Source organism: Streptomyces sp. NPDC019443, from assembly GCF_044389785.1.
Classification (GTDB): Bacteria; Actinomycetota; Actinomycetes; order Streptomycetales; family Streptomycetaceae; genus Streptomyces.
Genome location: NZ_JBIRYJ010000001.1, coordinates 551,429 through 577,765 on the forward strand (window position 1 = coordinate 551,429; position 26,337 = coordinate 577,765).

Below are 26,337 nucleotides of genomic sequence, written 5' to 3' on the forward strand. Positions count from 1 at the left end.
GATGCTTACGCCTCCGGAGCTTCGAACTTGGACGTGCGCTGCATGCCGGCGGCCCGTCCCTTGCCCGAGATGACGAGCGCCATCTTGCGGCTGGCCTCGTCGATCATCTCGTCGCCGAGCATCGCCGAACCCTTCTTGCCGCCCGCCTCGGACGTGTAGTACTCGTACGCGTCCAGGATCAGCTCGGCGTGGTCGAAGTCTTCCTGGGAGGGCGAGAAGATCTCGTTGGCCGCGGCGACCTGGTCCGGGTGCAGCACCCACTTGCCGTCGAAGCCGAGGGCGGCGGCGCGCTGCGCGACCGCGCGGTAGCCCTCCGGGTTGCGGATCTGCAGGTAGGGACCGTCGATCGCCTGGAGGTTGTGCGTACGGGCGGCCATCAGGATGCGCATCAGGATGTAGTGGTACGCGTCCGCCGGGTAGCCGGGCGGCTGCTCGCCCACGACCAGAGACTTCATGTTGATGGAGGCCATGAAGTCGGCCGGGCCGAAGATGATGGTCTCGACACGCGGCGAGGCGGCCGCGATCTCGTCGACGTTGACCAGGCCCTTGGCGTTCTCGATCTGCGCCTCGATGCCGATCTTCCCGACCTCGAAGCCCATCGTCTTCTCGATCTGGGTGAGGAGGAGGTCGAGCGCGACGACCTGCTGGGCGTCCTGGACCTTCGGCAGCATGATGCAGTCGAGGTTCTGCCCGGCGCCCTCGACGACCGTGACGACGTCGCGGTAGGTCCACTCGGTGGTCCAGTCGTTCACCCGTACGACCCTGGTCTTGCCCGTCCAGTCACCCTCGTTGAGGAACTTCACGATGGTGTGCCGGGCCTCCGGCTTGGCCAGCGGCGCACAGGCGTCCTCCAGGTCGAGGAAGACCTGGTCGGCCGGGAGGCCCTGGGCCTTCTCCAGGAAGCGCGGGTTCGAACCGGGGACCGCGAGGCACGAGCGGCGCGGGCGCAGACGGTTCACGGGGCTGGTCATGCGGGGACCTCCAGAGGGTCGAGCTTGTTCGCTTTCCGGATCTCGTCGACGATACGGCCGATGATCTCGGTGATGCCGAAGTCCTTCGGGGTGAAGACGGCGGCGACACCCGCCGCCTTCAGATCGGCGGCGTCGGCGTTCGGAATGATCCCGCCGACGATCACCGGAATGTCTGCCGCGCCGGCCTCGCGCAGCCGGTCCAGCACATCCGGCACCAGCTCGGCGTGCGAACCGGACAGGATGGAGAGGCCCACGCAGTGCACGTCCTCCGCGAGGGCGGCGTTGACGATCTGCTCGGGTGTCAGCCGGATGCCCTGGTAGACCACCTCGAAGCCCGCGTCGCGGGCGCGTACGGCTATCTGCTCGGCACCGTTGGAGTGCCCGTCGAGGCCGGGCTTGCCGACCAGCAGCCGCAGCCTTCCGGAGCCGAGCTCATCGGCCGTACGGGACACCTTCTCCCGTACGACAGCGAGCGGCGTGCCCGCCTCGGCGGTCACCGCGACGGGTGCGCTGGAGACGCCCGTCGGCGCGCGGAACTCGCCGAAGACATCCCGCAGCGCCCATGCCCACTCGCCGGTCGTGACACCCGCACGGGCGCACTCCACGGTCGCGGCCATGAGATTCTCGGACCCCGCGGCGGCCTTCTTCAGCACGACCAGGGCATCCGTCGCCCTGGCCTCGTCACGGTTGTCGCGCCACTCGTGGAGCTTCGTGACGACGCGCGCCTCGTTCGCCGGGTCGACCGTCATGATCGCCGTGTCGAGATCCGCGGTGAGCGGGTTCTCCTCGGTCGTCTCGAAGATATTGACGCCGACGATCTTCTCGTCGCCGGCCTCGATCCGGGCGCGGCGCTCGGCGTGCGACGAGACCAGCTGCGACTTGAGATAGCCGGACTCGACGGCCGCCATCGCGCCGCCCATCTCCTGGATCCGGCCGATCTCGGCGAGGCACTCGGTGACCAGGGACTCCACCTTGGCCTCGATGACGTGCGAGCCCGCGAAGATGTCCTCGTACTCCAGCAGGTCGCTCTCGTGCGCCAGCACCTGCTGGATACGGAGCGACCACTGCTGGTCCCAGGGGCGCGGGAGCCCCAACGCCTCGTTCCAGGCAGGGAGTTGTACGGCCCGGGCGCGCGCGTCCTTGGAGAGGGTGACGGCCAGCATCTCGAGGACGATGCGCTGGACGTTGTTCTCCGGCTGGGCCTCGGTCAGACCGAGGGAGTTGACCTGGACGCCGTAGCGGAAGCGGCGCTGCTTTTCGTTCTCGATGCCGTACCGCTCGCGGGTGACCTGGTCCCAGATGCGGCCGAAGGCGCGCATCTTGCACATCTCCTCGACGAAGCGGACGCCCGCGTTCACGAAGAAGGAGATACGCGCGACCACATCGCCGAACTTCTCGGCGGGCACCTGGCCGGAGTCCCGGACCGCGTCCAGCACGGCGATCGCGGTGGACATCGCGTACGAGATCTCCTGGACCGGAGTGGCTCCCGCCTCCTGCAGGTGGTAGCTGCAGATATTGATCGGGTTCCACTTGGGGATGTTGGCCACCGTGTACGTGATCATGTCGGTGGTCAGGCGCAGCGAAGGACCGGGCGGGAAGACATGCGTCCCGCGCGACAGATACTCCTTGACGATGTCGTTCTGCGTCGTCCCCTGGAGCTTGGTGATGTCGACGCCCTGCTCCTCGGCGACCACCTGGTAGAGCGCCAGCAGCCACATCGCGGTGGCGTTGATCGTCATCGAGGTGTTCATCTGCTCCAGCGGGATGTCCTGGAACAGCCGCCGCATGTCGCCGAGGTGCGAGACGGGGACCCCGACCCGGCCGACCTCGCCGCGGGCGAGGATGTGGTCGGGGTCGTAGCCCGTCTGTGTCGGCAGGTCGAATGCGACGGACAGGCCTGTCTGCCCCTTGGCGAGGTTGCGCCGGTAGAGCTCATTGGACGCCTCGGCGGTCGAGTGACCGGCGTACGTCCGCATGAGCCAGGGCCGGTCCTTCTGACGCTCAGTCATCTATGAAACCTCAGACATTCCTGAAGCGGTTGATGGCGTCGATGTGCTTCTCGCGGAGCTCCTCGTCGCGCACGCCCAGACCCTCGCGCGGAGCGAGGGCGAGCACGCCGACCTTGCCCTGGTGGAGGTTGCGGTGCACGTCGTAGGCCGCCTGGCCGGTGTCGTCGAGCGAGTAGACCTTCGACAGCGTCGGGTGGATCTTGCCCTTGGCGACCAGCCGGTTGGCCTCCCACGCCTCGCGGTAGTTCGCGAAGTGCGAGCCCACGATCTTCTTCAGCGACATCCACAGATAGCGGTTGTCGTACTCGTGGTTGTAGCCGGAGGTGGAGGCGCAGGTGACGATCGTGCCGCCCTTGCGGGTCACGTACACGCTGGCGCCGAAGGTCTCGCGGCCCGGGTGCTCGAAGACGATGTCCACGTCCTCGCCGCCGGTGAGTTCACGGATGCGCTTGCCGAAGCGCTTCCACTCGCGCGGGTCCTGGTTGTGCTCGTCCTTCCAGAACTTGTAGTCCTCTGCGTTGCGGTCGATGATCGCCTCGGCGCCCATCGCGCGGCAGATGTCCGCCTTCTGCGGGCTGGAGACCACACAGATCGGGTTGGCGCCGCCCGCCAGTGCGAACTGGGTGGCGTACGAGCCGAGGCCGCCGCTTGCGCCCCAGATCAGGACGTTGTCGCCCTGCTTCATGCCCGCGCCGTTGCGCGAGACGAGCTGGCGGTACGCGGTGGAGTTGACCAGGCCCGGAGCCGCGGCCTCCTCCCAGCTCAGGTGCTGGGGCTTGGGCATCAGCTGGTTGGACTTGACGAGCGCGACCTCGGCCAGACCGCCGAAGTTCGTCTCGAAGCCCCAGATGCGCTGCTCGGGGTCGAGCATCGTGTCGTTGTGGCCGTCGGACGACTCGAGCTCGACGGAGAGACAGTGCGCGACAACCTCGTCGCCGGGCTTCCAGGCGTTCACGCCAGGGCCGGTGCGCAGTACGACGCCCGAGAGGTCGGAGCCTATGACGTGGTACGGCAGATCGTGCCGCTTGGTGAGCTCGGAGAGCCTTCCGTACCGCTCCAGGAAGCCGAAGGTGGACATCGGCTCGAAGATCGACGTCCAGACGGAGTTGTAGTTCACCGAACTGGCCATGACTGCCACCAGGGCCTCGCCCGGGCCGAGCTCGGGCACCGGCACGTCCTCCACATGGAGGGACTTGCGGGGGTCCTTCTCGCGGGATTCGAGGCCGGCGAACATCTCGACCTCGTCCTTGTGCACGGTCACCGCGCGGTACGAGTCGGGGATGGGCAATGCGGCGAAGTCGGCGGGCGTGCTGTCCGTCGACTGGATCGCGTCCAGGATTTCCTTCACGGGGTGCCTCCGGCGAAGCGCGTTGCGGGAACGCTTGAGGGGAACGTCGGGGTGCTGCTGCTGTGGAGGTGTGCCGTCGGTTCGGCGGGTGGTGCTGTGGCAGCGCTGGTGGGCGCGGGAGGTTGCCTGTGACGCAGGCGTCCGGGCGCGCATACACGATGGTTTGCGGGGACAGCCGGCGTACGAGTGGTCTCTGCACGCCGGCCGCCCGGACCCCTTCAACGTATGGCACGCTGTGCCAGCTCGCAAGACACTGGGTGCCAGGAATTTCTCTCAGCTGTCATCTGGCGGGCACGTATGAGCAACAATGGCCGTCTCTGGAGGGGTGACTGTTACGTTCCGTGTGCTGTTTGTGCGCGCTCAGATTTTCTCGGGCCGGATGTCCAGCAGATCCCCCAGGCACGCCAGACAGAGCGCGATCGCCGGGCTCGCGCACCCGCTGCCCCGACAGCTGATCGATCTTGTCCAGCCGGTACATCGGCGTGTTGCGGTGCACCCCGAGCCGCTCCGCCCCGGTACGGCCTTCGGCCGTGTCCTCAATCGCCGGACGGGCTTGATTTTCCGCCCGTCCGGAACTCGAAGGCCGCCCGGGCTGATCAAGCCCCGTGGGGGTCCCCCGGGCGAAGTCCGGGGGAGGTTGGGCGCGGGGGTCCGGGGCGGAGCCCCCGGGGTCAGCCCCTGCTGTCGCCCAGCGCCCGCTCGATGGTGCGCATGACCTCGTCGAGCGGTGCGTCGGTACGCGCCACCGTGACCAGCACGTCGCCGCTGGTCCGCGTCGACACCGCCGCCGGACCGGTCCGCTCGGTCCGCTCGCTCTGCGGGGCGCGGCCCGCGCCGATGCCCGTGCCGAACGTGTCGCGGACGATCGCGAACGCATGGTCCAGCTGCGACTCCACATCCCCCTGCCCGCCCGCCCGCAGCCAGCGGCGCAGCACATGGTTGTGCGCGGTGACGACCGCGGACGCCGCCACCTCCGCCAGCAGCGGGTCGTCGTTGCCGTCGTGGTGGTCCCGCTCGTCGAAATGGCCCAGCAGATAGCGCGTGAACAGCCGCTCGTAGCGGGCCACCGAGGCGATCTCCCGCTCCCGCAGGGTGGGCACCTCACGGGTGAGGCGGTAGCGCTCCACGGAGACCGCCGGGGAGGCCGCGTACATCCGCATGACCTCCTTGATGCCCCGGCATACGGTGTCCAGCGGGTGCTCGTGGGCCGGTGCCGCGTTCAGCACCGCCTCGGCGCGTACGAGCGTGTCGTCGTGGTCCGGGAAGATCGCCTCTTCCTTGGAGCGGAAGTGGCGGAAGAAGGTCCGGCGGGCGACCCCGGCCGCGGCGGCGATCTCGTCGACGGTCGTCGCCTCGTACCCCTTCGTCGCGAACAGTTCCATCGCCGCGGCCGCCAGCTCGCGCCGCATCTTGAGGCGCTGCGCGGCGGCGCGACTGCCTGCGGCACTTTCCGGAGCGTCTGACGTGGCTTTGGCACGGGTGGGCTTGGCGGGCTGGGGCATGAGCTGAACGTACTGCATTCGTGCAGCCGAGCGCGCCTGCGGGCTGGGGACGTCCCCGCCCGGGGCGGGGGGCGGGCCGTCCGAAGGATCGAGCAGCCCGCCCCAGCCCGCGGTGTGATCAGCGCCGGGCATATTCGCGGAAGCCACGCCCCGTCTTCCGGCCGAGGCAGCCCGCGGCCACCAGGTGCTCGAGCAGCGGCGCGGGAGCCAGGCCCGGGTCGCGGAACTCGCGGTGCAGAACCTTCTCGATGGCGAGCGAGACGTCGAGCCCGACCACGTCGAGGAGCTCGAAGGGGCCCATCGGATAGCCGCCGCCCAGCTTCATCGCGGCGTCGATGTCGTCCAGCGTGGCGTAGTGCTCCTGGACCATCTTGATCGCGTTGTTGAGGTACGGGAAGAGCAGGGCGTTCACGATGAAACCGGCCCGGTCGCCGCAGTCCACCGGGTGCTTCTTGATCTTCGTGGTCACCGCGCGGACGGTGGCGTGGACCTCGTCGGAGGTCAGGACCGTACGGACCACCTCGACCAGCTTCATCGCCGGCGCAGGGTTGAAGAAGTGCATGCCGATGACGTCCTGCGGGCGCGAGGTGGCGCGGGCGCAGGCGACGACGGGCAGCGAGGAGGTAGTGGTGGCGAGCACCGCGCCCGGCTTGCAGACCTTGTCGAGGGTGGCGAAGAGCTGCTGCTTGACCTCCAGATCCTCGGCCACCGCCTCCACCGCGAGGTCGACCTCGGCGAACGCGTCGAGCGAGCCGGCCGGGGAGATGCGGGCCAGCGTCGCATCGCGGGCCTCGGCCGTCATCCGGCCCTTGTCGACCGAGCGGGAGAGGGACTTGGCGATACGGGACTTCGCCGTCTCAGCCTTCTCCAGGCCGCGTGCGGCGAGCACCACCTCGTAACCGGCCTTGGCGAAGACCTCCGCGATGCCGCTCGCCATCGTGCCGGAGCCGGCGACGCCGACCGAGCTGACCTCGAGGCCGGCCGCCGCCTCGGCAGCCGGCTGCGGGGTGAGGGCGTCCGGGACCTGGTCCGAGGTGCCGGGGGCGGCGTAGGTGTAGAAGCCGCGGCCCGACTTGCGGCCGGTCAGGCCCGCCTCGCTGAGCTGCTTGAGGATGGGGGCAGGGGCGTGCAGCCGGTCGCGGGACTCCGCGTACATCGCTTCCAGGACGGTACGCGCGGTGTCGATGCCGATCAGGTCGAGCAGCGCGAGCGGGCCCATCGGCAGCCCGCAGCCCAGTTTCATCGCCGCGTCGATGTCCTCGCGGGAGGCGTACTTCGCCTCGTACATCGCGGCGGCCTGGTTGAGATAGCCGAACAGCAGCCCGTCCGCGACGAAACCGGGCCGGTCGCCGACCGCGACCGGCTCCTTGCCGAGCTCGCGGGCGAGCGCGGTGACGGCCTCGACGGCGTTCGGCGAGGTCAGCACCGAGGAGACGACCTCGACCAGCTTCATCGCCGGTGCCGGGTTGAAGAAGTGCAGGCCGAGCACGCGCTCGGGGTGGGCGGAGTCCGCGGCCAGCCGGGTCACCGACAGGGCGTTGGTGCCGGTGGCGACGATGGTGCCGGGGCGCACGATGGAGTCCAGGGCGCGAAAGACCTGCTGCTTGGCCTCGTACGACTCGGACACGACCTCGATCACGAGATCGGCGTCGGCGGCGGCCTGCAGATCGGAGAAGGTGCGGAAGCGGGCGAGGGTGTTGCGCCGCTCCTCCTCGGTGATCCGCTCGCGCTCCACGGCGCGGGCGGTGGAGGCTTCGAGCGCGGTGACGGCCTGGTGGGCGGCGGCGTCGCTGATGTCGATGCCGATGACCTCACGGCCGGCGCGGGCGAGCACTTCGGCGATGCCGGTGCCCATGGTGCCAAGGCCGACGACGGCAATGGTGTGCAGAGGGGTGTCCATCGGGGGACTCCAGGGATGAGTGACGACTGATGAGGGGCGCGGGCGAGAACGCCGAGGCGCACGCCAATGGCGTGTCGTGGTGCGGGGCCGACCGACTCTGTCCCGGAGTCGCGTCGTACCCACGCGTGTGCAGAACTACCGAACCGACAAACACTCGCGGCGCGCTCGCGGCGGCTGCGTCACCAGGCCACCGTGAGCTGTGCGGGGGTTACCCGCTCAATTGAGGTTAACCCGCGAGTAACGAGCGCGCCAGACCTGGGCGGTGTGATCTGGATCGCCGCGGCGTCGCCGATACGCTGGCCACCATGGATGAGGAGTTACGGTCGGTGGCGCGGCGGCTGCGGGGCGAATCGGGCGGCTCGGTTGCGTACGAACGGCTGTTGGCCACGGAGGACCGGGAGGAGCTCGCGGGAGTCCTCACCGAACATGAACGGCCCCTGTGGGCACGGGAGATCGCCGCCTTCCGGCTGGGTTGCGCGGGGGACCGGCGGGCCTTCGAAGCGCTGGTGCTGCTCCTGAACCACCGAGACCCGGAACGCTGTGTCTCGGCGGCCCACGCCCTGTCCCGCCTGGCGGACCCCCGCACCCCCCGCGCGGCGGCGGCGCTTGCCACGAATGAGCTGCGCGTCGCCTACGCCCTGGTCCCGGTCCGGCTGCTCACCCGCCTGCGGGCCCCGGAGTCGGTCCCAGCGCTGATCACGGTCCTCCGCCGCCGCCTGACCCCGGGCGACCCCCACTGGCGCCTGGCCCTGGCCTGCGTCGAGGGTCTCGGCGCCCTGGGCGACAAGCGAGCGGGGGACGTGCTGAGACTGGCAAGCGCACACCCCAGACTGACGGCAGCGGCGGAGGCGTCGCTGGCCCGCCTCTAGACGACCCGCTGGCTCGCCTCTCGGTGACCCACTAGCCCTCCTCCCCGAGCAGCGCGAACGCCTCGATCTCGACGAGCAGTTCGGGCCGGAACAGCGCGGCGACCTGGACCGCCGAGCTCGCCGGGAGCCGTCCGGCGTCGATCACCTCGTCGCGCGCTGCCCGGATCGCCGGGAGGTGTGCCACATCGGTGACGAAGTACGTCAGCTTGACCACGTCGTCAAAGGTCGCGCCTGCCGCCGCCAGACAGCGGCGGAGGTTCTCGAAGACCTGCCGCGCCTGCGCCGCCGGGTCGCCCTCGCCCACCACCTTGCCGTCCTCGTCGAAGGCGCACTGCCCCGATATCGCGACGAACCGCCCGGTCCCCCAGACGACATGGCTGTAGCCGGTGCCGGGGGCGACGCCTTCGGGGGCCCTCACATGGGTGAGCTGAACAGTCATGCGGCCATCCTTGCGCACGCCACTGACAATCCGGCCGCCGGGCTCAGACCGCCGGGCTCAGACCGCCGGGCTCAGACCGCCAGGCTCAGACCGCCGGGCTCAGAGCAGGGTGAGCTGGGTCGGTTCCGCCCCAACCGGATCCGGCTCCGGCGGCATCGGGATACGCCGCGGCACACCCCGGTCCGCCGGGCCTATTCCGAACTCCGCGGCCAGTTCGTGGACATGGCGCGTGATCCGGCGCTGGTACCACTTCGGCGCGTACGCCCCCTCCGCGTACAGCCGCTCGTACCGCCGCACCAGATGCGGATGGTGCTCCGCCACCCATGCCATGAACCACTCACGCGCGCCGGGCCGCAGATGCAGCACCAATGGGGTCACCGACGTCGCCCCGGACGCGGCGATCGCGCGTACGGTCGCGCGCAGCTGGTCAGGATGGTCGCCGAGGAAGGGGATGACCGGCGCCATCAGCACCCCGCAGCCGATGCCGTGATCGGTGAGAGTGCGTACGACATCGAGACGGCGCTCGGGCGACGGCGTGCCAGGCTCGACCGTGCGCCACAACTCGGGGTCCGTGAAGCCGACCGAGACCGAGATCCCGACTTCCGTCACCTGTGCCGCCTGCCGCAGCAGATCCAGATCGCGCAGGATCAACGTGCCCTTGGTGAGGATCGAGAACGGATTCGCGTGGTCGCGCAGGGCCGAGATGATGCCCGGCATCAGTCGGTAGCGTCCCTCCGCCCGCTGATAGCAGTCGACGTTCGTCCCCATCGCGATATGCGCGCCCTGCCACTGCCGCGACGCCAGCTGCCGGCGTAGCAGCTCCGGCGCGTTGATCTTCACGACGATCTGGGAGTCGAAACCGAGCCCGGTATCGAGGTCCAGATAGCTGTGTGTCTTGCGGGCGAAGCAGTACACACACGCGTGCGTACAGCCCCGGTAGGGGTTGACGGTCCACTCGAACGGCATCCGTGAGGCGCCCGGTACCCGGTTCAGGATCGAGCGGGCGCGGACCTCGTGGAAGGTGATGCCGCGGAATTCGGGCGTGTCGAAGGTCCGGGTCGTCACCGCTGACGTACCGAAAAGCGCGGTGTCCCCGGCCGTGGTGGGGTTTTCGACCAGATTGTCCCAGCGCATGGCGCCTCCTGGGTAGCAGTGGCCCCAGAATAGAACACCTGTTCCCTTGATCGCTGCAACCCCAATTTCTGTCGGCCGCACCCGAGGTGGTTGGCTAGCCGCACCCCCCGAAGAACCGAGTGCTGGAGGAACAGGAATGGCGCAGGTCGAGGCCACCACGGAACGGATCATCTCGGCGGACGCGGAGAAGGTGTTCGACGCGCTGGCCGACTACGAGAACACCCGCGCGAAGCTCCTGTCCGAGCACTTCAGCGAGTACGAGGTCCGGGAGGGCGGCGACGGCGAGGGCACCCTCGTCCACTGGAAGCTCCAGGCCACCAGCAAGCGCATCCGCGACTGCCTGCTCGAAGTGGCCGAGCCGACCGAAGGCCGGCTGGTCGAGAAGGACCGCAACTCCTCGATGGTCACCACCTGGACCGTCACCCCGGCCGGCGAGGGGAAGTCCAAAGCCGTCGTCAGCACCGTCTGGAACGGCGCCGGCGGCATCGGCGGATTCTTCGAGAAGACCTTCGCCCCCAAGGGGCTTGGGCGGATCTACGACGAGGTGCTCGCCAAGCTGGCCGCCGAGGTCGAGAAGTAGCCCGTCGGGATTATTCTCCCGCTCACCGTTTCGAGTGGTTTTCCGTGCGGGGCTTGTTGTACGCCGTAGGGGCTCCGACCGGCGCATAAGCCGCTCACTCTTGTCTCCCGCAGCAGCTCGTCGCGCTTGCCCGCAGTTGTCGCGTAATGCGAGAAATGGGCCCGCGCAGGCGCGACGAGGGGAGCAGGGACGTGGGCGGGATCACTCTGGTGAAGGACGAGCGGGCGGCTCCGGCCGCGGCCGCACCGCCTCCGTATACCGATCCGGCAGAGGTCACCGCGCTCAGCCCGCGCCGCGTACGCCTCGTCTTCTTCGGCCTGATGCTCGCGCTGCTGCTGGCCGCGCTCGAGCAGATGATCGTCGCCACCGCCCTCCCGAAGATCGTCGGCGAGCTCCAGGGCCTGGACCGGATGCCCTGGACGATCACCGCCTATCTCCTCACCGCCACCATCGGCCTGCCGATCTACGGCAAACTCGGCGACCTCTTCGGCCGCAAGGGCGTCTTCCAGTTCGCGATCGTCGTCTTCGTCATCGGCTCCGCTCTTGCGGGCTGGTCACGAAGCATGGACGAACTCATCGCGTTCCGCGCCATCCAGGGCATTGGCGCCGGCGGTCTGCTGATCGGTGTGCAGGCGATCATCGCGGACATCGTCCCGGCCCGGGAGCGCGGCCGGTTCATGGGACTCATCGGTGCGGCCTTCGGACTCGCGTCCGTCGCGGGCCCGCTGCTCGGCGGCTTCTTCACCGACCATGTCTCCTGGCGCTGGTGCTTCTACTTCAATGTCCCCTTCGGCGTGGTGACCCTGCTCGTCGTCACCGTGGTGCTGAAGCTCCCCAAGCCCGCCGCGCGCGCCCGGCTCGACGTTCTCGGCGCGCTGTTCCTCGCCGCCGCCTCCACCTGTCTGGTGCTGCTGACCAGTTGGGGCGGTACGGAGTACGCCTGGGGCTCGCGCGTCATCCTGGGGCTGGCGGCCGGCGCGGCAGGAACCATCCTGCTCTTCACGGTCGTTGAGCACTACGCGCCCGAACCGATCATCCCGCTGCGGCTGTTCCGCGACTCGATCTTCAACATCACCAGCCTCGTCGGCGCGGTCGTCGGCGTCGCGCTCTTCGGCACGGCCGGCTATCTGCCGACCTTCCTGCAGATGGTCGACGGCGTCAGCGCCACCGAGTCCGGGCTGCTGATGCTCCCGATGATGGGCGGCATCGTCGTCGCCTCGATCGTCTCCGGCCGGCTCATCAGCCGTACCGGCCGCTACAAGATCTATCCCGTACTCGGCAGCGCGATCTCGGTGGCCGGTATGTGGCTGCTTTCGCGGCTCGAGGCCGACACGCCCCGGCTCGAACACAGCATCTGGCAGGCCGTGCTCGGCGTCGGCATCGGACTGGTGCTGCCAGTCCTCATCCTCGCCGTGCAGAACGCCGTGCCGCAGGCCGACCTCGGTGCCGCCACCAGCGCCAGTAATTACTTCCGGCAGGTCGGCGGCAGCGTCGGCGCCGCCGTCTTCGGCACGCTCTTCGCCGACCGCCTCACCGACGCGCTTGCCGACCGCCTCCCGGCCGGCGCCGGCCTGCCCGACCCGCAGTCCATCACTCCGCAACTGGTTCACGCCATGCCGCCCGCCCTGCGCGACGGCTACATCCAGGCGTACGCAGACGCGATGCCGCGGATCTTCCTCCATCTGGTGCCGGTGCTCGCGCTCGGCCTCTTCATCGCCTTCTTCCTCAAGGAGAAACCGCTGGTGTCCTACAACGCATCCGTCACCGAGACCGCATCCGTGCCGCAGGCCCGCAGCGCACCGGCGTACACCTCGGGCGTCCCGGTCTGCGGCATCGTCCAGCACCACGACGGCAGCACAGTCCCGCGCGCAGCCCTCACCCTCATCGACGTACAGGGCCACCAGATCGGACGCGGCGCGAGCGGCGAGGACGGACGGTATGCGCTGAGCGTGCCCGGAGCCGGCTCGTACGTCATGATCGCGGCGGCCGGCGGGCACCAGCCACAGGCAGTCACCGTCACCGTCGGAGAGCGGCCGGTCGAGCTCGATGTGGTCCTCGGCGGCGCGGGCCGGCTCGCCGGGACCGTTGTGACGGCGGACGGCGCGCCCGTGCGGGACGCGGCGGTGACTCTCACCGACGTACGCGGCGATGTCGTCGCCACCGCCCGCAGCGGCCGTGAAGGCGGCTATGTGATCACGGAGTTGGTGGCGGGGGAGTACACCCTCGCCGCGAGCGCCCCCGCCTTCAGGCCCGCCGCGCTCCCCGTGAGCGTGCAGGCGGCCCGCGAGACCCGGCAGGACGTCGAGCTGGCGGGCGGAGCCGTGCTGCGGGGCACGGTGCGGGCCGGCGACGGCCGCCCGGTCGAGGAGGCGCGCGTCACGCTGCTCGACGCGGCCGGCAATGTGATGGACACCCTCACCACGGGCCCCGACGGCACCTTCCGGTTCGTCGACCTGTCATCGGGGGAATACACGGTGATCGCGGCCGGCTACCCGCCGGTGGCGACAGTCCTGCAGGTCGCCGGGGGCGGGCGCACCGAACGCGACCTCCAGCTGGGGCACGAGGACTGATTACTGGTCAGTTGGCGCGGGCGCACGACCTGTTCCGCCTATTCCGCCGTTGCCCCGCGCACGGCGTGCACAGCGCCGTACCGTGGTGACAATGCCGCGGATCCTGGCGGCGGGGAAGGAGCCTGACACCCATGGACAGTGGTGTTCCGCCGACACCGCCACAGCAGTACGCCGTGGTCGGCCGAATTCCGCTTGCCGTGGTCGTCGTGGACGGTGACGGCCTGGTGTCGCACTGGTCGACGGGCGCGCGGCGGCTCTTCGGCCCCACCCGGGAGGAGGCGGTGGGAGAGCCCGTCATCGAGTTACTCCCCATCTCCGGCGCGCTGGCGAAGGACGGCGAGTACGAGGGGTATGACGCCTACGGCGGTCTGGGCCCCGGACTCGACGCCTCGCTGAACGGCCTCACCGCCTACCCGGCGGCCGGCCGGGCCCGCCTCTCCGAGCCGGGGCGCGACCAGGTCGACGTGCTGTGGTGGGCGTACCCCATGGTCGGACCCGGCCCCGAGCGCCTGCTCGTACTGGCCGCGGACGCCGTGCAGTTCAGGGGCGAGGACGAGAGCATCGAGCGCATCGCGCCCGGATTCGCCCTGCACACTGAATTCACGGAGTTTCCCGGCTTCGACGAGCTGGCGCGCAAGCTCCCCGAGATCCTGCCCAACATGAGCGTCCAGGAGTCGACGCGGATCGTCTCCCAGGTCCTCGATCTGGGCTATCCGGTGCTGGAGTTCAGCCATCACGACCGGGTGCCTGTGACCCCCGACTGGGGTGTGCCACGGCGCGCGAGGCGCGACAGCGCGACGCCGAAGCGGTCGCAGCGGCTGGGCAGCCGGTGAACACCGCCGATCTCGAACAGGATCTCGAGTATGCCGCGGTGCGCGAGCGGCTCGAATTCCTCAACGAGGTCAGCGGACGCATTGGTACGTCGCTCGACCTGGCCCGGACCATCCGCGAGGTCACCAGCGCCGCCGTGCCGCGCTTCGCGGACTTCGCCGGGACGCATCTGCGTGCGGCCGTGCTGGCGGGCGAGGGGTTCCCGGACGGTCCGCCGGGCGTGAGGACCATCTGGCACCGCGTGTGGGTCGAGCACAACGACGAACCGAACCGCTGGGACGACACCGTTCCGGTTGGCGAAGCCATCGCCTTCCCCGAGCACACGCCGTTCTTCCAGTGCATGGTCACCGGAGAGCCGGTGCTCATTCCGCTCATCAGCGAGGAGATGGGCAACCGCATCTCGGGGCAGTTCGAGAAGCGGGATCTGCGGCCCCTCATCAACCACCGCTCGATGCTGATCGTGCCGCTCAAGGCGCGCAATGTCGTCCTCGGCTTCATGGTGCTGATGCGGCGGCCCGGCCGGGAGGCGTTCAACGAGATGGACCGGACGACCGGCGCCGAACTCGCCGCCCGCGCCGGTCTCGTACTCGACAACGCCCGCATGTACACGTACCAGGAGAATGTCGCCGAGACGCTGCAGGACAGCATGCTGCCGCAGGTCGCACCGCGCATGGCGGGCTGCGACGCCGCCACCCGCTATCTGCCGGGCACCCGGCTCGGCCGGGTCGGCGGCGACTGGTTCGACACCATCAAACTGTCCGGCTCGCGCACCGCGCTCGTCGTCGGCGACGTCATGGGTCACGGCCTCAACTCGGCCGCGATGATGGGTCAGTTGCGCACCGCCGTACAGACCATGGCCGCCATGGAGCTGCCGCCCGCGCAACTGCTCCGCAACCTCGACGACCTGGCACGTCGGCTCGGCGAGCAGTATCTGGCGACCTGTCTGTACGCCGTCTACGACCCGATCCGTTCCGAGCTTCGGATCGCCAACGCGGGCCATATCCCGCCCGTGCTGGTCCGGGCCGAGGACGGCCGCAGCGAGTTGCTCGAGCTGCCCACCGGCGCGCCCATCGGCGTCGGCGGGGTCCCCTTCGAGACGGTCCGAGTCCAGGTGGCGCCCGGCGACCGCCTCGTGATGTGCACCGACGGACTGGTCGAGGTGCGCGGCGAGGACATCGGAGTCGGCCTCGCCACGCTGTGCGAGTCCGCCGCTCACCCCGCCGCCTCCATGGACGACGCCTGCGACACCATCATCCGGGCGCTGAACACCCGGGGCGGGCGCAAGGACGACGTGGCCCTGCTGATGTCGCGGCTCAACGGCATCGCCGCCGAGGACGTCGCCGAGTGGCGGCTGTCGCCCGAGCCGCACGAGGTGGGGCGGGCCCGGCGGCTGATTTGCGAACAGCTCGCCGACTGGGGTCTGGCGGAACTGTCCTGGAACGTCGAGCTCATGGTGAGCGAGCTGGTGACGAACGCGGTGCGGCATGCGCACGAGGGCAACGTGGAGCTGCGTCTGGTGCGTTCCGACAGCCTGCTGTGCGAGGTCTCCGACGACGATCACGCCTTGCCGACACTGCTCAGTGCGAGCCCCGGGGACGAGTTCGGGCGCGGGCTACGGGTGGTGAGCAGTCTGGCGACGGAGTGGGGAAGCAGCCGCACGGCGGCCGGCAAGGCCGTGTGGTTCGAGCAGGCGCTCCCGCGTCCGCCGCGGGGCGGACGCCGAGGGTGAAAGGGAACGCGCGCGGTCCCTTGTACGGTCAACTTCCGGACGGTAGAACGATCTTAACGTGATGTACCGGCGTACATCGGTACGCCGCCGTCGTATCCGTACGTCGTCGTCATCCGTGCCGGACCCGGGGAGCGCACGCATGAATGTGCCGGAGGACTACAGGAACGCGTGGGAAAGCTACTGGCGCGAGACGACCGACGCGCCGGGCGAGGCCATCTGGGACTCCGACCCGTCGCTGACCGCCGAGCCGCACACCGAACTGCTGCTGCCCTACGTGGACACCGCGCTGCCCATAGTGGATCTGGGCTGCGGCAACGGGACGCAGACCCGCCATCTGGCCGGCCGGTTCGCGAAGGCGGTCGGCGTGGACCTCTCGCATGCGGCGATCGAGCACGCACGCCGCGCCGACGCCGCGGGAGTCGCCGAGTTCGAGCAGCTCGATCTGGTGGATGGGGCGGCGGTCAGGGAACTGCACCGGCGCCTCGGGGACTGCCACATCTACATGCGTGCGGTGATCCACCAGAGCAGACCGGAGAACCGGGCGGCGGTCGCCGATGCGGTCGCCGAACTCGTGGGCACGCGCGGGCGCGCCTTCGTCGTCGAGCTGGTCTCGGCGTCCAGGGAGGTACTGCGCCAGGCGGCCGAGGGACCCGACGGGCCGCCCCCCAAACTGCGCAGGGTCTTCGCACACGGGCTGAAACCCGCGGACGCCTCGGACGAGGAGGTGCCCGCCCTGCTGGCGGAGGCGGGCCTGGACATCTTCACGAGCGGTGACACGGCACTCGCGCAGACGGAGTATCTGGCGGACGGCACCCGGATCGAGCTGCCGGCGCGGTGGTTCGTGGCCGGGCGGTCCTGAGCGGTGTTCCGGGCACTCCCGCCACTTATCCACAGGCCTGGTGGGGGTGGGAGGCGCCGCGTAACGTTCCGGGCATGAAGATCCTCATCAGCGCCGACATGGAAGGCGCCACCGGTGTGACCTGGCCGGCCGACGTGCTGCCCGGCACTCCCCAGTGGGAGCGCTGCCGGACCATGTTCACCTCCGATGTGAACGCAGCCGCTCTCGGCTTCTTCGACGGCGGCGCCGATGAGGTGCTCATCAATGAAGCGCACTGGACCATGCGCAATGTGCTGCTGGAGCGGCTCGACGAGCGGGTGGAGATGCTCACCGGCAAGCACAAGTCGCTGTCGATGGTGGAGGGCGTGCAGCACGGCGACGTGGACGGCATCGCGTTCGTCGGATACCACACGGGTGCCGGCGCGGAGGGGGTGCTCGCCCACACCTACCTCGCCAACTCGATCACGGGGGTCTGGCTCGACGGCGCGCGGGCGAGCGAGGGCCTGCTCAACGCCCATGTGGTCGCGGAGTACGGCGTGCCGGTGGTGCTGGTGACCGGTGACGATCTCACCTGTATGGACGCCGACGGCTATGCGCCGCAGGCCCGCAAGGTCGCGGTGAAGGACTACGTCTCGCGGTACGCGGCGGTGTGCCGCACTCCCGGCCGTACCGCGTCCGACATCCGCGGCGCCGCGAAGGAAGCGGCGGCTCTCGCCATACGGCACGAGCCGGTGCGGGGCGGCCCGTTCACCGTGGAGCTGGAGTTCGACGCGGAGCATCTCGCGGCGGCCGCCACCGTAGTGCCGGGCGTGGCGGGCAGCGGCGAGCGGCGCGTCGCGTACACCAGCGAGACCATGTATGAGGGCATTCGCACCTTCAAAGCGGTCACGACGATCGTCTCGGCGGCAGTGGAGGAGCAGTATGGCTGACGTGACAACGCACATCGACGGCCAGGCACTCGACGAGGTGGTGACCTTCACCTCCGAGCTGATCCGCATCGACACCACCAACCGCGGCGGTGGCGACTGCCAGGAGCGGCCCGCCGCCGAGTATGCCGCCGAGCGGCTGGCCGGCGCCGGCATCGAGCCCACCCTGCTGGAGCGCACCCCGGGGCGTACCAATGTCGTCGCGCGGATCGAGGGCACCGACCCGTCCGCCGATGCCCTGCTCGTCCACGGCCATCTGGACGTGGTGCCCGCCGAGCCCGCCGACTGGTCCGTGCACCCCTTCTCCGGGGAGGTCCGGGACGGGGTGGTGTGGGGCCGCGGCGCGGTCGACATGAAGAACATGGACGCGATGGTCCTCGCCGTCGTCCGGGCCTGGGCGCGCGCCGGCATCAGGCCCCGGCGCGACATCGTGATCGCGTACACCGCCGACGAGGAGGCCAGCGCCATCGACGGCTCGGGCTTCCTCGCCGACCACCACCCCGGTCTCTTCGAGGGGTGTACGGAAGGGATCAGCGAGTCCGGGGCCTTCACCTTCCACGCCGGACCCGGGATGGTGCTCTACCCGATCGCGGCCGGGGAGCGTGGCACAGCCTGGCTCAAGCTCACCGCGCACGGCAGGGCCGGACACGGCTCCAAGGTCAACCGGGCCAACGCCGTGAGCCGGCTCGCCGCTGTCGTCGCCCGGATCGGCGAGCACCAGTGGCCGGTGCGGCTCACGCCGACGGTGCGGGCCGCTCTGGCCGAACTCGCCGTGCTGCACGGCATCGAGACCGATGTGGGCGCGGACGACTTCGACGTGGACGCTCTGATGGCGAAGCTCGGGCCGTCCGCCGCACTGGTCGAGCCCACTGTGCGCAACAGCGCCAACCCGACCATGCTGGAGGCCGGTTACAAGATCAACGTGATTCCGGGGCATGCCACCGCGTACGTCGACGGGCGGATGGTGCCCGGCGGCGAGGCCGAGTTCCGCGAAACGCTGGACCGGCTGACAGGACCGGACGTCGAGTGGGAGTTCCACCACGGCGAGGTGGCCCTTCAGGCTCCCGTCGACTCTCCGACATTCGCCAAGCTGCGCGCGGCTGTCGAGCGTTTCGACCCGGACGGGCACGTCGTGCCGTTCTGCATGCCGGGCGGCACCGACGCGAAGCAGTTCTCCCGGCTCGGCATCACCGGCTACGGCTTCTCGCCGCTGAAGCTCCCGGTCGGCTTCGACTACGCGGCACTGTTCCACGGGGTTGACGAGCGCGTTCCGGTCGAGGCGCTGCACTTCGGCGTGAAGGTTCTCGACCACTATCTGCGGTCCGCATAGGGGGAGTCGGTAATGGTACCCACGGGAGCCTACGGAACCTGGCCGTCACCCATCGACGCGGCGCTTGCCGCCTCGCACGAAGGGCGCCCGGAGTTCCTCGGGATGGTCGCCGACGAGGTGTGGTGGACCGCGCCACGCCCAACCGAGGGCGGCAGACGAGCCCTGATTCGCCGGCGGGCCGACGGCGGCGAGGAGTCGGTGCTCCCCGCCCCGTGGAATGTTCGCAGCAGAGTCATCGAGTACGGCGGGCACCCCTGGGCCGGGGCCGGCCGCGCCGACGGCGGCCCGCTCGTCGTCTTCGTCCACTTCCCCGACCAGCGGCTGTATGCCTATGAGCCCGACGTGCCCGACAGCGTGCCGCGTCCGCTCACCCCGGTGTCGGCGGTCGGCGACGGGCTGCGCTGGGTCGACCCGCAGCTGCGGCTGGAGTGCGGCGAAGTCTGGTGCGTACTGGAGGAGTTCACCGGCGAGGCACCCACGGACGTACGCCGGGTGATCGCAGCCGTGCCGCTGGACGGCTCGGCCGCCGAGGACCGGGGAGCGGTGCGGGAGCTCGCCGACGACCGGCACCGCTTCGTCACCGGGCCGCGGCTTTCGCCGGACGGGAGGCACGCCGCCTGGATCGCCTGGGACCATCCGCAGATGCCCTGGGACGGCACGGTCGTGATGCTCGGCGAGGTGACGGCGGGCGCACCGTTCAGCGGCGTGCGGCCGGTCGTCGGGGACACGGACGAGTCGGTGGCGCAGGTCGACTGGGCCCCGGACGGCTCGCTGCTCTTCGTCTCCGATCTCGGCAACTGGTGGGAGCTGCAGCGGATCCGGCCGGAGGCGCTGATCCCCGGCGTCGCGTCCGGCGTCGTGCCGAGCACCGGCCTGTGCCCGGGCCGCGGCGAGGAGTTCGGCGGGCCGCTGTGGAAGATCGGCCTCAAGTGGTTCCACCCGCTGGACAACGGGCTGATCGCCGTCATCCACGGCAAGGGCGCCACTGCCCTCGGGATACTCGACCCGGAGACCGGCGAGCTCGTCGACGCCGCGGGGCCATGGACCGAATGGGCGTCCACCCTCGCCGTGCACGGCGACCGGGTCATCGGGGTCGCTGCCAGCCCCCGCAGCGCGTACGAGGTCGTCGAGCTCGACACCGCCACCGGGCGGACCCGGGTCATCGGCTCGGCACACGACGACCCGGTGGACCCGGTGTACTACCCGGAGCCCCAGATCCGCACCTTCACCGGCCCCGACAACCGGGAGATCCACGCCCATATCTATCCGCCCCACAGCCCCGACCGGATCGCGCCCGACGAGGAGCTGCCGCCCTTCGTGGTGTGGGCGCACGGTGGCCCCACCAGCCATGCCCCGCTCGTCCTCGATCTGGAGATCGCCTACTTCACCTCGCGAGGCATCGGCGTTGCCGAGGTCAACTACGGCGGTTCCACCGGGTACGGCAGGGAGTACCGCGACAGGCTGCGTGAGCAGTGGGGCGTCGTCGACGTCGAGGACTGCGCGGCCGTGGCAGAGGCGCTGGCCGCCGAGGGCACGGCCGACCCGGCGCGGCTCGCCATCCGCGGCGGCAGTGCGGGCGGCTGGACCACCGCCGCCTCCCTCACCACCACCGATGTCTACGCCTGCGGCACCATCATCTACCCCGTCCTCGACCTGGTGAGCTGGGCCACCGACGAGACCCATGACTTCGAGTCGCAGTATCTTCAGTCGCTGATAGGTCCGCTCGCCGAAGTCCCGGGCCGCTACCGCGAGCGCTCGCCGCTGCAGCACAGCGACCGGATCAGCACACCGTTCCTGCTGCTCCAGGGCCTGGACGATGTGATCTGCCCGCCCGTGCAGTGCGAGCGGTTCCTGGCGCGGATGGCGGGGCGCGGCATCCCGCACGCGTACATCGCCTTCGAGGGCGAGGGCCACGGGTTCCGCAGAGCCGAGACCGTGATCCGCGCCCTGGAGTCCGAACTGTCGCTGTACGCCCAGACTTTCGGCATCCGCCGTCCCGACGTCCCGCTGCTGGAGCTCAAGAAGTGATCCACACGCCCCTGACGCCCTTGACCCGCCCGGCGCGACTGCGGCCCGGGGCCAAGGTCGCCGTCGTGGCGCCCAGCGGCCCCGTACCCGGCGAACGGCTCGACGCGGGCCTGGAGATCCTGCGCGGCTGGGACCTGGACCCGGTCGTACTGCCCCATGTCCGCGACCAGCACCCCAGGTTCTGGTATCTCGCGGGGGCCGACCGGGACCGCGCCCGCGATCTGACGGAGGCCTGGTGCGACCCGTCGGTCTCCGCCGTCTTCTGCGCCCGCGGCGGCTACGGCGCTCAGCGCATGGTCGACCTGCTCGACTGGACCGCGATACGCGCGGCCGGTCCCAAGGTCTTCGTCGGCTACAGCGATGTCACCGCCCTCCACGAGGCCTTCGCCGTCCGGACGGGCCTGGCCACCCTGCACGGCCCCATGGTCGGCGCCGCCACCTTCCTCAAGGACGCCCCCACCCAGGAGTCGCTGCGGGCCACCCTCTTCGCGCCCGAGTCGGTACGCACTCTCGGCCTGGACACCGCCCGCACGATGGTGCCGGGACGCGCCCGGGGCATCACTCTCGGCGGCTGCGTCAGCCTACTCGCCGCGGATCTGGGCACCCCGAACGCCAGGCCGTCCGCCCGCGGCGGCCTGCTCCTGATCGAGGATGTGGGCGAGGAGGATTACCGCCTCGACCGCATCCTCACCCAACTCCTGCGCTCCGGCTGGCTGGACGGGGTGGCGGGGGTCGCGCTCGGCTCCTGGGCCGAGTGCGGTCCGTACGAACAGGTGCGCGCGGTGCTGCTCGACCAGCTCGGCGGGCTGGGCGTCCCGGTGATCGAGGAACTGGGGTTCGGGCACAGTGAGACGGCGCTGACGATGCCGCTGGGGGTGGCGGCGGTGCTGGACGCGGAAGCGAGGACGCTGACGCTGGACGAGCCCGCGCTGCTCTGAAGCCGGTTGCGGGCCGGAGGCCAGCCACCCATCAGCCGCGTGAACAACCCTCCAGGTCAATACACCTAGACCGTGCCCGGGTCCTGGACTGTGCCCTGCTCCTGGACCGCACCCTGCTCCAGCAGTGCCGCGTATCCCGGCCGGATCACCTCGTCGATCAGTCGGCGGCGCTCCGGCAGCGGCAGGAATGCCGACTCGACCGCGGCGACCGTGAACTCCTCGAAGACCTCGGGGCCATAGCCGAAAGCATCCGCCATGTGCCGGAACTCCTCGCTCATGGTGGTGCCGGAGACCAGGCGGTTGTCCGTGTTCAGCGTGGTACGGAAACCGAGGCGGCGCAGCAGATCGATGGGGTGCGTGGCGTAGTCCTTCGCCGCGCCCGTCTGGAGGTTGGACGTCGGGCAGACCTCCAGGGTGATGCGGTTGTCGCGAATGTACGCGGCCAGATGACCCAGGTCCGCCGTGCCGTCGTCGTGCACCGTGATGTCATCCGTGATGCGGACGCCGTGCCCGATCCGCTCGGCGCCGCAGATCTGCACCGCCTCGTGGATCGACTCGGCGCCGACGGCCTCGCCCGCGTGGATCGTGAAGTGGCAGTTGTGCCGCTTCAGATGCTGGAAGGCCGGCAGATGGCGGGCCGGCGGGTTGCCGATCTCGCCGCCCGCGATGTCGAAGCCGGCGACGCCGCGCTCGCGGTGGGCTATCGTCAACTCGGCTATCTCCAGGGAGCGTTCGGTGTGGCGCATGCCGGTGAGCAGGGCGCGGACCGTGATCCGGCCGCCGGCGCGGCGCTCGCCCTCGCGGAAGCCCGTGTTGACCGCGTCGACGACCTCGTCGAGGGTCAGGCCGCGCTCCAGATGCTGCTCGGGGGCGTACCGCACCTCCGCGTAGACGACGCCGTCCGCCGCCAGGTCCTCGGCGCACTCCGCCGCGATCCGTTCCAGCGCCTCGCGGGTCTGCATCACCGCGCAGGTGTGGGCGAAGGTCTCCAGGTAGCGCTCCAGCGAGCCGGAGTCCGCGGCGTCGCGGAACCAGGTGGCGAGCGCGGCCGGGTCCTCGGTGAGCAGCTCGCGGTAGCCGCACTCCCGGGCCAGTTCGATGATCGTGGCGGGGCGCAGGCCGCCGTCGAGGTGGTCGTGAAGGACCGCCTTGGGTGCGCGGAGGATGTCAGACAAGTGCATGCGCCGGAAGTGTACGGCACGTCTGAGGGATGCGCCGTGACGGCGGTCTCCGCTCCGGCGCGGCGCTCAGTTCGACTGTAGTAGGGGCATGGCGGGCGCACCCGTCGGCAGCATGTGCTTGGCCGCCAGGATCGGGGTGTCCCCGACCCGTACCACCTGCGTGACCAGCACCGCGGGGGTGTCGGGCGCCCGGCCCAGCTGCTCGCCGCGCCGCTGTCCGAGCAGGGTCGCGGTCACCCCGCTGTGACCGGTGAGCGCCACCCCTCGGGAGGCCGCGACCAGTACGGCGAGCATCGAGGTGGCCGGCGCGGGCGTGGTCCGCAGTGCCTCGGCGAAAGACGGATGGGCCCGGTCCAGGACCTCCTCGGCGGCCGCCCACTCCTGGCTGAGCGCCGCCGCAGTGCCGTCCCCGGCCAGCAGCGATTCCCAGAACCGCAGCTCGGACCTGGCCGGCGCGAGCAGGTGCTGGGTGGTGAAGTCGGTGGGCTCCTCCACGGCGCGCAGCAGCGGCCGCACCAGGAGCGGCGAGCCGGTGGAAAGCAGTTCCTCCAGCGGCTGGATGTGCTCGTAACCACGCCGTGGCGGGCGGTCGTTGACGGTCCGGCCGACCCCCCGGCGTACCGAGAGCAGCCCGTCCTCCTGGAGCAGCAGCAGCGCCTCGCGCAGGGCGGGCCTGCTGACCCCGAGCTCGGCCGCGAGGCGCGGCTCCGACGGCAGTGTGGAGCCGGGCGGATAGGTGCCCTTGTGGATGGCGTCCGCGATCCGCTCGTACAGAACGACGACCGGTCTCCGCTGCTGCCCGCTGACTGCCACTGGCCCTCCTCGGCTCACTTGTCAGCAAGCTATGCGAGCCCGCGCGGCAGGGCAACGTTGGTTGGACCCGGGATGACCTGCGATTTGTTGTTCATCGGCAATTCACGGTGTGAAGGGCTTGATGCTCTACGCGGGTAGACCGCAGTCGGGGTGCTCAGACTTGTCTGACAAGGTGGACCAGGTGTGCGGCTCTCGCGCCCCTCGCGATCGGCTGACGCACCACACGCCTCACCCGTGCGGCCCGCCGGCCGCCTTTGCCGAACGCTGACCCACGGAGCCCCTGGCCAGGCCGGAGCCCACCGTGTTCCATGGTCAGCCGGGGGGCGCCGGCCAAAGGAGCTGCCGACGGCCCGCGCGAGGAGCGAGGTTGCCTTGGCCACAACCGTGCGGCGTACCGTACTGACCCTGCCGGCGGCCCCGGTGGGGCCGCCGAACCCGCTGCCCGCCCTGCGGCCGCTGGACGAGACGCACTCGATCGACGAGCGCGCCAAGCAGGAACTGCCGCGCGAGATGGCACGGCAGATCGGGTACGAGCCGCTGCGCACGCTGCTGCCGGTGCGGGTGCTCGACGGCTACGGCCGCGAACGCACCGAGACCGGTCTCGACGTGATCGTGATCGAGAACGAAAGACTGCGGGTCACCGTGCTGCCGGGCCTCGGCGGCCGCATCCACTCGCTGCACCACAAGCCCACCGGGCGTGAACTTCTCTACCGCAACCCGGTGTTCCAGCCCGCCGACTTCGCGCTCAACGGCGCCTGGTACTCCGGCGGCATCGAGTGGAACATCGGCGCGACCGGCCACACCACCCTGTCCTGCGCCCCGCTGCACGCCGCCCTCGTGCCCGCGCCCGACGGCGGCGAGATGGTCAGGCTCTGGGAGTGGGAGCGGCTGCGCGATCTGCCCTTCCAGGTGGACCTGTGGCTGCCCGGCGACTCCGACTTCCTCCATGTCGGTATACGGATACGCAATCCGCACGAGCGGCCCGCGCCGGTCTACTGGTGGTCCAACATCGCCGTCGAAGAGCATGCGACGACCCGCGTGCTCGCACCGGCCGAGGAAGCCTGGCTCCCCCACAGCCCTGCGGGCCTGGGAGGTACCCCCATCGGCTACGAGCGGAGCCTGCGCCGGGTGCCCGTGCCGGAGTTCCGCGGCGCGGACCGTACGTACCCGCTGCGCGGCGAGTTTCCCGCCGACTACTTCTACGAGGTGCCGGCCGAGGCACGTAAGTGGATCGCCTCGCTGGACGCGGACGGGCGTGGCCTCGTACAGACCTCGACCGATGTGCTGCGCGGCCGCAAGCTCTTCCTCTGGGGTTCGGGGCGCGGCGGGCGGCGCTGGCAGGAGTGGCTGACCGAGCCGGGCACGGGCGGCTACGCCGAGATCCAGGCGGGGCTCGCGCGCACACAGCTGGAGCACATACGGCTGGACGGGGGCGGGGAGTTCAGCTGGCTGGAGTCGTACGGACCGCTCGCCGCCGACCCCACGGCGGTGCACGGCGACGACTGGGGGGCGGCGCGCGCCGAGGCCGAGGCGCGGCTGGCGGACGCCCTGCCGCGGGCGGCGGTGGACGCCGCGTACGAGGCATGGCGGACCTGCGCCGACGCCGAACCGGGCGAGTTGCTCGCCACCGGATCCGGGTGGGGAGCGCTGGAGGTGCTGCGCGGCGGACACAAGCTGCCCGGCACGCCCTTCGGCGAGGCAACGCTCGGCGAAGAGCAGGAGCCCTGGCGGGAGTTGCTGAAGACCGGTGTCTTCCCCGCACCCCGCAAGGTGACCCCGCCCGGCCCCTCGCTCGTCGCGCCGCACTGGCGCGACATGCTGGAGACCGCTCCCGCCGAGCCGCTCACCGAGTACCACCTCGGCGTCGCCCAGTGGCACGCGGGCGACCTCGCCCAGGCGGTACGCAGTTGGGAGCGCGGCCTCGGGCTCGCCCCATCCCGCTGGCCGTTGCTGCGCTGCCTCGCCGTCGCGGACCAGGAGGGCGGCAATGCCGAGCGCGCCGCCGACCGCTACGCGGAGGCCTTCGACGACCTGTGCCAGGAGCGTCGCGACGACGGCGAGACCTGGACGTCGGCCACGGCCGCCCTCGGCCGCGAGGCGATCGACGCCCTGCTCGCCGTGCACCGCACCGCGGACGCCCGCGCGGTCTGGGACCGGCTCCGCCCAGCGGTCCAGCAGCGCGGCCGCTTCCGCCTGATCGACGCCCGACTGCTCATCGCCGAGGGCCGCTCGGAGCAGGCCCGCGCCGTCTTCGACGCGGGGTTCGAGGTGGCGGACCTGCGCGAGGGCGCGGAAATCCTCGGCGAGGTGTGGTCGCAGCTCACCGACGAGCCGCTGCCCGACGCGTACGACTACCGGATGCGGCCTCGGACGCCGTAGCCGGAGAGGGTGGGGCGGGGCG

General features: G+C 70.5%; 19 protein-coding genes and 1 pseudogene. 10 read left to right on the forward strand and 10 right to left on the reverse strand.

Annotation, left to right across the window (positions count from 1 at the left end; genetic code table 11):
* Window positions 1–5: 5 nt before the first annotated feature.
* From ACH492_RS02535 to ACH492_RS02560, 6 genes are all read right to left on the reverse strand, one after another.
* Window positions 6–971, reverse strand: a complete 966-nt coding sequence (locus tag ACH492_RS02535; RefSeq protein WP_398981958.1) for an HpcH/HpaI aldolase/citrate lyase family protein — start codon at window positions 969–971, stop codon at window positions 6–8.
* On the reverse strand, window positions 968–2,980 hold the full coding sequence (locus tag ACH492_RS02540) for a protein meaA (RefSeq protein WP_398981960.1): 2,013 nt from the start codon (window positions 2,978–2,980) through the stop codon (window positions 968–970). The genes ACH492_RS02535 and ACH492_RS02540 overlap by 4 nt, the downstream gene beginning before the upstream one ends.
* 10 nt (window positions 2,981–2,990) lie before the next feature.
* A complete protein-coding gene (gene ccrA / locus ACH492_RS02545; RefSeq protein ID WP_398981962.1) occupies window positions 2,991–4,328 on the reverse strand; it encodes a crotonyl-CoA carboxylase/reductase in 1,338 nt (445 codons plus the stop codon).
* A gap of 280 nt (window positions 4,329–4,608) precedes the next feature.
* Window positions 4,609–4,806, reverse strand: coding sequence for a hypothetical protein (locus ACH492_RS02550; RefSeq protein WP_398983261.1), 198 nt, complete (start codon window positions 4,804–4,806; stop codon window positions 4,609–4,611).
* A 193-nt stretch (window positions 4,807–4,999) separates the two neighbouring features.
* Entirely contained in the window at window positions 5,000–5,830 is an 831-nt protein-coding gene (locus tag ACH492_RS02555; protein WP_398981964.1) for a TetR family transcriptional regulator, read from the reverse strand.
* 118 nt (window positions 5,831–5,948) lie between these two features.
* Complete coding sequence (locus ACH492_RS02560; RefSeq protein ID WP_398981966.1) at window positions 5,949–7,730, reverse strand: 3-hydroxyacyl-CoA dehydrogenase family protein; 1,782 nt, start codon at window positions 7,728–7,730, stop codon at window positions 5,949–5,951.
* Window positions 7,731–8,035: 305 nt separating this feature from the next.
* On the opposite strand from ACH492_RS02560, the gene ACH492_RS02565 reads away from it, so the two are divergent.
* Entirely contained in the window at window positions 8,036–8,599 is a 564-nt protein-coding gene (locus tag ACH492_RS02565) for an adenylosuccinate lyase (RefSeq protein WP_398981968.1), read from the forward strand.
* A 31-nt stretch (window positions 8,600–8,630) separates the two neighbouring features.
* Here the strand turns inward: ACH492_RS02565 and ACH492_RS02570 are convergent, their stop codons facing one another.
* The gene (locus tag ACH492_RS02570; protein ID WP_398981970.1) at window positions 8,631–9,038 is read right to left on the reverse strand and encodes a RidA family protein; all 408 of its coding nucleotides are present in this window, start codon (window positions 9,036–9,038) and stop codon (window positions 8,631–8,633) included.
* Between the two features lie 99 nt (window positions 9,039–9,137).
* Window positions 9,138–10,172, reverse strand: coding sequence for an Rv2578c family radical SAM protein (locus ACH492_RS02575; protein ID WP_398981972.1), 1,035 nt, complete (start codon window positions 10,170–10,172; stop codon window positions 9,138–9,140).
* 136 nt (window positions 10,173–10,308) lie between these two features.
* On the opposite strand from ACH492_RS02575, the gene ACH492_RS02580 reads away from it, so the two are divergent.
* The 8 genes and pseudogenes from ACH492_RS02580 to ACH492_RS02615 all read left to right on the forward strand — a co-directional run bounded on the left by ACH492_RS02580 (window position 10,309) and on the right by ACH492_RS02615 (window position 21,942).
* The gene (locus ACH492_RS02580; RefSeq protein WP_398981974.1) at window positions 10,309–10,752 is read left to right on the forward strand and encodes an SRPBCC family protein; all 444 of its coding nucleotides are present in this window, start codon (window positions 10,309–10,311) and stop codon (window positions 10,750–10,752) included.
* Between the two features lie 191 nt (window positions 10,753–10,943).
* Window positions 10,944–13,322, forward strand: a complete 2,379-nt coding sequence (locus tag ACH492_RS02585) for an MFS transporter (RefSeq protein ID WP_398981976.1) — start codon at window positions 10,944–10,946, stop codon at window positions 13,320–13,322.
* Between the two features lie 131 nt (window positions 13,323–13,453).
* Window positions 13,454–15,882 (forward strand): annotated as a pseudogene (locus ACH492_RS02590) (SpoIIE family protein phosphatase).
* Window positions 15,883–16,021: 139 nt separating this feature from the next.
* Window positions 16,022–16,741, forward strand: a complete 720-nt coding sequence (locus tag ACH492_RS02595) for a class I SAM-dependent methyltransferase (RefSeq protein WP_398981977.1) — start codon at window positions 16,022–16,024, stop codon at window positions 16,739–16,741.
* A 74-nt stretch (window positions 16,742–16,815) separates the two neighbouring features.
* On the forward strand, window positions 16,816–17,649 hold the full coding sequence (locus ACH492_RS02600; RefSeq protein WP_398981979.1) for a M55 family metallopeptidase: 834 nt from the start codon (window positions 16,816–16,818) through the stop codon (window positions 17,647–17,649).
* Window positions 17,642–18,976, forward strand: coding sequence for a M20/M25/M40 family metallo-hydrolase (locus ACH492_RS02605; protein ID WP_398981981.1), 1,335 nt, complete (start codon window positions 17,642–17,644; stop codon window positions 18,974–18,976). Before ACH492_RS02600 ends, ACH492_RS02605 begins: the two co-directional genes overlap by 8 nt.
* 12 nt (window positions 18,977–18,988) lie before the next feature.
* A complete protein-coding gene (locus ACH492_RS02610; RefSeq protein WP_398981983.1) occupies window positions 18,989–21,004 on the forward strand; it encodes a prolyl oligopeptidase family serine peptidase in 2,016 nt (671 codons plus the stop codon).
* On the forward strand, window positions 21,001–21,942 hold the full coding sequence (locus tag ACH492_RS02615) for an LD-carboxypeptidase (RefSeq protein WP_398981985.1): 942 nt from the start codon (window positions 21,001–21,003) through the stop codon (window positions 21,940–21,942). Before ACH492_RS02610 ends, ACH492_RS02615 begins: the two co-directional genes overlap by 4 nt.
* A gap of 65 nt (window positions 21,943–22,007) precedes the next feature.
* Here ACH492_RS02615 and ACH492_RS02620 read toward each other — a convergent pair whose 3' ends face one another.
* Both ACH492_RS02620 and ACH492_RS02625 read right to left on the reverse strand, forming a co-directional pair.
* Window positions 22,008–23,123 carry an adenosine deaminase gene (locus ACH492_RS02620; RefSeq protein ID WP_398981987.1) on the reverse strand — a complete coding sequence of 372 codons (1,116 nt, stop codon included), beginning with the start codon at window positions 23,121–23,123 and terminating at the stop codon, window positions 22,008–22,010.
* A gap of 66 nt (window positions 23,124–23,189) precedes the next feature.
* The gene (locus tag ACH492_RS02625; protein ID WP_398981989.1) at window positions 23,190–23,936 is read right to left on the reverse strand and encodes a GntR family transcriptional regulator; all 747 of its coding nucleotides are present in this window, start codon (window positions 23,934–23,936) and stop codon (window positions 23,190–23,192) included.
* Between the two features lie 372 nt (window positions 23,937–24,308).
* Here ACH492_RS02625 and ACH492_RS02630 point away from each other — a divergent pair, with 372 nt between their 5' ends.
* The gene (locus ACH492_RS02630) at window positions 24,309–26,315 is read left to right on the forward strand and encodes a DUF5107 domain-containing protein (RefSeq protein ID WP_398981991.1); all 2,007 of its coding nucleotides are present in this window, start codon (window positions 24,309–24,311) and stop codon (window positions 26,313–26,315) included.
* Window positions 26,316–26,337 lie beyond the last annotated feature (22 nt).